This is a genomic window from Streptomyces sp. PU-14G (assembly GCF_041028275.1).
Taxonomy (GTDB): Bacteria; Actinomycetota; Actinomycetes; order Streptomycetales; family Streptomycetaceae; genus Streptomyces.
The window spans coordinates 1-5,118 of sequence record NZ_JASKYT010000435.1; the positions used below are offsets into that span (position 1 = coordinate 1).

At 73.0% G+C, this 5,118-nt stretch carries 5 protein-coding genes; 4 read left to right on the forward strand and 1 reads right to left on the reverse strand.

Translation table 11 applies throughout. From position 1 onward, the window contains the following. The first annotated feature begins 56 nt into the window (after positions 1 to 56). The 3 genes from xseA (at position 57) to AB8Z75_RS30835 (ending at position 2,341) form a co-directional block, all read left to right on the forward strand. Entirely contained in the window at positions 57 to 1,271 is a 1,215-nt protein-coding gene (gene xseA, locus AB8Z75_RS30825; RefSeq protein WP_369207765.1) for an exodeoxyribonuclease VII large subunit, read from the forward strand. A 9-nt stretch (positions 1,272 to 1,280) separates the two neighbouring features. After that, positions 1,281 to 1,610 (forward strand): exodeoxyribonuclease VII small subunit, encoded by a 330-nt coding sequence (locus AB8Z75_RS30830; protein WP_369207767.1) that lies wholly within the window; start codon positions 1,281 to 1,283, stop codon positions 1,608 to 1,610. Positions 1,611 to 1,747: 137 nt separating this feature from the next. Continuing rightward, positions 1,748 to 2,341, forward strand: a complete 594-nt coding sequence (locus AB8Z75_RS30835) for a malonic semialdehyde reductase (protein WP_369207769.1) — start codon at positions 1,748 to 1,750, stop codon at positions 2,339 to 2,341. Positions 2,342 to 2,570: 229 nt separating this feature from the next. Here AB8Z75_RS30835 and AB8Z75_RS30840 read toward each other — a convergent pair whose 3' ends face one another. Continuing rightward, a complete protein-coding gene (locus AB8Z75_RS30840; RefSeq protein WP_369207771.1) occupies positions 2,571 to 3,122 on the reverse strand; it encodes a DUF4245 domain-containing protein in 552 nt (183 codons plus the stop codon). A gap of 188 nt (positions 3,123 to 3,310) precedes the next feature. Here AB8Z75_RS30840 and glpX point away from each other — a divergent pair, with 188 nt between their 5' ends. Continuing rightward, positions 3,311 to 4,345, forward strand: coding sequence for a class II fructose-bisphosphatase (gene glpX, locus AB8Z75_RS30845; RefSeq protein WP_369207773.1), 1,035 nt, complete (start codon positions 3,311 to 3,313; stop codon positions 4,343 to 4,345). Positions 4,346 to 5,118 lie beyond the last annotated feature (773 nt).

The window sequence follows — 5,118 nt, forward strand, 5'->3', positions numbered from 1 at the left end:
GTACGGGCGGGGACGGGCGGGTCGGGGCTGTCGGTGGCAGGGCCTAGCCTTCTCGCATGGCTCTCACCACGTCCGCCGACTCCCCGATCCCCGTCAGCGAGGTCTCCCGGCTGATCCGCGGCTGGATCGACCGGCTGGGGGCCGTCTGGGTGGAGGGGCAGATCATCCAGCTCTCCCCCAGACCGGGCGCGGGCATGGTCTTCCTGACGCTGCGCGACCCCTCCCGCGAGGTCTCGCTGAGCGTCACCTGTTTCCGCCAGGTCTACGAGCAGGTCAAGGACGTCATCAGCGAGGGCACCCGTGTCGTCGTCCACGCGAAGCCGGAGTGGTACGAGAAGGCGGGACGGCTGTCGCTGCGCGCCGCCGAGATCCGTCCGGTCGGCGTCGGCGAGCTGCTGGCCCGCCTGGAGCGGCTGCGCAAGGCGCTGGCCGCCGAAGGGCTGTTCGCGGCGGAGCGCAAGAAGGGGCTGCCGTTCCTGCCGCAGCGGATAGGGCTGATCACCGGCCGGGCCTCCGACGCCGAGCGGGACGTGCTGCACACGGCGCGGGAGCGCTGGCCGGCCGTCCGCTTCGAGGTGCGCAACACCGCGGTGCAGGGCGCCTACGCCGTGCCGCAGATCATCGAGGCGCTGCGCGAGCTGGACGCCCGCCAGGACGTGGACGTGATCATCGTGACGCGGGGCGGCGGCGGCATGGAGGATCTGCTGCCGTTCTCCGACGAGCGCCTGGTCCGCGCGGTGGCGGCGGCGCGGACCCCGGTGGTCTCGGCGATCGGGCACGAGGCCGACGCGCCGCTGCTCGACCTGGTGGCCGACCTGCGCTCGCGGACGCCCACGCACGCGGCGAAGGACACCGTGCCGGATGTCGGGGAGGAGCACGAGCGGGTGCGGGCGCTGCGCGAGCGCGGCCTGCGCGTGATCAACAGCAGGCTGGAGCGGGAGGAGCGTGGTCTGGCGGAGGTGATGAGCCGCCCCGCGATGGCCGACCCGCACACGATGGTGGAGTCCCGCGAGGACGAGGTGGCGGCGCTGCTCGACCGCTCCCGCCGCTGTCTGGACCACCGGCTGGCCCGCGCGGAGGACGAGTTGGCGCACACCCGCGCCCGTGTCGTGGCGCTCTCCCCCGCGGCGACGCTGCGTCGCGGCTACGCGGTGCTCCAGCGCGCGGACGGGGCCGTCGTGCGGGAGGCCGCCGAGGTGGCCGAGGGCGAGCAGCTGCGGGCCCGGGTCGCCGAGGGGGAGTTCGGCGTCGCTGTCACAGGGCGCGCATAGGCTGGCGGTATGACGACGGAAGCGGAAGGCGCCGCGGCTGCCGCGGCTGCCGAGGACGGGGCGGCCCAGGACGACGGGGCGGCCTCCCAGGCCGAGCTGGCCACGGCGGACGCGCTCAGCTATGAGCAGGCGCGGGCAGAGCTGGTCGAGGTCGTGCAGCGTCTGGAGTCGGGCGGCTCGACGCTGGAGGAGTCGCTGGCGCTGTGGGAGCGGGGCGAGGAGCTCGCGGGCATCTGCCGCGCCTGGCTGGACGGTGCGCGGGCCCGGCTGGACGCGGTGCTGGAAGAGGAGGGGGAAGAGGGCGAGGAGGGCGACGCGGAGGAGTCCGAGCTCGGTTAGCGCGCGGAGGGCGGGCATCCGACCGCGCGCCGGCGGGAAAGCGGCGGTGACCAGCATTTATTCAAGATTGAACAAGTGCTCGTTACACTTAACTGTGCACCCCCGTACGTCGCACGAAAAGGCAAGGCAACGCCCCCATGGCTCTCGCGCTCGACCCCGCAGCCCAGGATCTCCTCTTCCGTGAAGCCCGCACGGCCAACACCTTCACGGACGAGCCGGTCACCGAGGAGCAGACCCAGGCGATATACGACCTGGTCAAGTACGGCCCCACCGCGTTCAACCAGTCGCCCCTCCGGGTGACCCTGCTCCGCTCGGCCGAGAGCCGCGAGCGCCTGCTGGCCCACATGGCCGAGGGCAACGTGCCCAAGACCCGCAAGGCGCCGCTGACCGCGGTCCTCTCCTACGACCTCGACTTCCACGAGCGGCTGCCCGAGCTGTTCCCGCACGCCCCCCACATCAAGGACGCGGTCTTCGCCGAGGAGACCTCGCGCGAGACCGCCGGGGCCCTCAACGCCACCCTCCAGGCCGGGTACTTCGTCCTCGGCGTGCGCGCCGCGGGTCTCGCCGCGGGCCCGATGACCGGCTTCGACCCCGAGGGCGTCAACAAGGAGTTCTTCGGCGACGGGCGCCAGCGCGTGCTCATGGTCGTCAACATCGGCAAGCCGGGCCCCGACGCCTTCGGCCCGCGCTCACCCCGCCTCGCCTACGACGACGTGGTCACCGTCCTGTGAACTGCGGACTTCTGAACGGCTGAGCTAACCAGCCGACGAGCCGCGAGCCGACGAGCCGCGGAGCTGACGAGGCGGAGCCGCTGAGCCGCGTCGACAGACCGCCCCCCGCGCGTACTCCCCCCTCTCGCGCGGGGGGGGGCTTCCGCATGCCCGTGCCCGGCCGACCGGCGCGACGCCTGCGCCACCTGCCGACCGGCGGGGAGCAGGTCGCGCGGGACCGAGTGCGGGATCAGCCCTCCAGGGACTTGGCTTCCAGCGCCCCGGCGAGCCGGCCCAACTGCTCGAAGGTCGCCGTCCCGGTCACGACGGTCACCGATTTGCCGTCCTGTGCGGTGCGCACCAGCGCGTCGTACTTCGCACCGGAGTAGCGCGTCCACTCCTCGCCCGCGACGCGCTGCTTCTTCGCGGTCTTCTCCGCTCCCTGGGTCACCTCGTCGACGAACCGCCCGGGCTGCTTGCCGTCGCTCTGCTCCACGGCGGCGTACTCCTCGTTCGGCGTCATGAAACCCAGATGCCAGGCGGCCCCCGTCGGACCGTCGGCGGAGTAGCGCACCGAGGTCGCACGCCAGTCCTTCGGCAGCCCCTTCGGCGCGGCGACGGGGTAGGGCGCCGCACGCCGGGCGGACGCCAGCTCCACCCGGTAGCTGACAGTCTTGACCGGGTCCTTGGACTCGTCGTGCGGAATGAACAGGTAGATCACCCACGCGGCGAGGATGATCACCGCCAGCGAGATCACCATGTCGCGGGCCGTCTGCGTGCCGCGCTTCTTGTCTGCTGCCACGCCCCCATCGTCCCTTATGCCGGTCGGCGGCCCGCGACAGGGGCGGACGCCACCTCGGACGCTCATCCGTGGGCACTCCTGCTCACTTAGCTGACGACCGGTAAAATCCTGTTCACCCTCGCCGAATCGGCACAGCTTACGTCGCCGCAGTGGCCGTACAGAGTCGCCGTACAGAAAGGTGTGTTCCGATGACCGAACACCACCACCTGCCCTCACAGCTCGAAGTCAGCCCCGAGGCACCGGACCGGAACCTCGCGCTCGAGCTGGTACGGGTCACCGAGGCGGGGGCCATGGCCTCGGGCCGCTGGGTGGGCAAAGGCGACAAGAACGGTGCCGACGGCGCCGCCGTCAAGGCCATGCGCACCCTCGTCTCGACGGTCTCCATGAACGGCATCGTGGTGATCGGCGAAGGCGAGAAGGACGAGGCGCCGATGCTCTACAACGGGGAGCGCGTCGGCGACGGAACGGGCGCCGAATGCGACGTGGCCGTGGACCCCGTCGACGGCACGACACTCACCGCCAAGGGCATGGGCAACGCCGTCTCGGTGCTGGCAGTGGCCGAGCGCGGCGCGATGTTCGACCCCAGCGCGGTCTTCTACATGGACAAGCTGGTGACCGGGCCCGAGGCCGCCGAGTTCGTGGACATCACCGCGCCGCCCGCCGTCAACATCCGGCGGATCGCCAAGGCCAAGGGCTGCGGCGTCGAGGACGTCACCGTCGTGGTGCTCGACCGCCCCCGCCACGAGAGCCTCGTCCAGGAGATCCGCGAGGCCGGCGCCCGCATCAAGTTCATCGCGGACGGCGACGTCGCCGGCGCCGTGATGACCGTACGCGAGGAGACCGGCGTCGACCTGCTGCTCGGCGTGGGCGGCACCCCCGAGGGCATCATCGCCGCCTGCGCGATCAAATGCCTCGGCGGGACGATACAGGGCAAGCTGTGGCCCAAGGACGACGAGGAGCGGCAGCGCGCCCTCGACGCCGGACACGACCTCGACAAGGTGCTGCTGACCGAGGACCTGGTCCAGGGCGAGAACGTCTTCTTCGTCGCCACCGGCATCACCGACGGCGACCTGCTGCGCGGCGTCCACTACCGGGCAGAGCGCGCCTACACCCAGTCCCTGGTGATGCGGTCCAAGTCGGGCACCATCCGCCAGATCGAATCCGTGCACCGGCTCTCGAAGCTGCGCGCCTACAGCGCCATCGACTTCGACCGCGCCCGCTGAGCGCTGCGCTGTGCTGAGGCCGCAGTCATGGGGTGCAGCACCCTGCTGGGTCCCGGGCCCCGGCCCCGGCCCCGGGCCGCGGGGCGCGGGGCGCGGGGCGCGGGGCGCTCCGCACCCGCCACCGCTGTGGGGCGGCGCACCGGCCGGGGCCGGCTCCGGCCATGGGCGCCACGCCGCACCGGCCGCTTCCTGAGCGTGGGCGCCGCGGCTGCCGGGTGCTGAGCGTGGGCGCCGCGGCTGCCAGGTGCTGAACGTTTGCACCGCGCCTGTCAGGTGCTGGGCGGCTGGGCGGGCGCCACGCCCGGCACGGGGGCCCGGCCTGCGGGGGCCGGCCGGGCGGGACTCCGTCCCGGACGGCCCTCAACCGGAGCCGGAGCCAGAGCCGGGCCGCTTCGGCCGCAGSCCYGCGGGGGCCGGCCGGGCGGGACTCCGTCCCGGACGGCCCTCAACCGGAGCCGGAGCCAGAGCCGGGCCGCTTCGGCCGCAGCCACCGTTCGTCTCGACCGGTCACATGGCCGAGCGGTCCGGAGCAGCCCGTCGAAAACCCGCCGGACCCTCGCCGCCGTGGCGGGCCGCCGTCGCGGCGGCAACAGGGCGGCCTCCACCCTGGCCAGCCACCGTCCCGGCGAGAACGGCGCAGGCCCTACCCGCGCCGACCACCGCCGCGGCGCGAAGGGGACAGGCCCCGCCCGACCAGCCACCGTCCCGGCGGGAGCAGGACAGAGACCGCCCTGGTCGGTCGCTGGCGCCGGACAGGTGGCTGGGGTCTGTTC

Coding starts and splice junctions, on each gene's coding strand:
- xseA (WP_369207765.1), top strand. CDS start 57: ATGGCTCTCACCACGTCCGCCGACTCCCCGATCCCCGTCAGCGAGGTC.
- AB8Z75_RS30830 (WP_369207767.1), top strand. CDS start 1,281: ATGACGACGGAAGCGGAAGGCGCCGCGGCTGCCGCGGCTGCCGAGGAC.
- AB8Z75_RS30835 (WP_369207769.1), top strand. CDS start 1,748: ATGGCTCTCGCGCTCGACCCCGCAGCCCAGGATCTCCTCTTCCGTGAA.
- glpX (WP_369207773.1), top strand. CDS start 3,311: ATGACCGAACACCACCACCTGCCCTCACAGCTCGAAGTCAGCCCCGAG.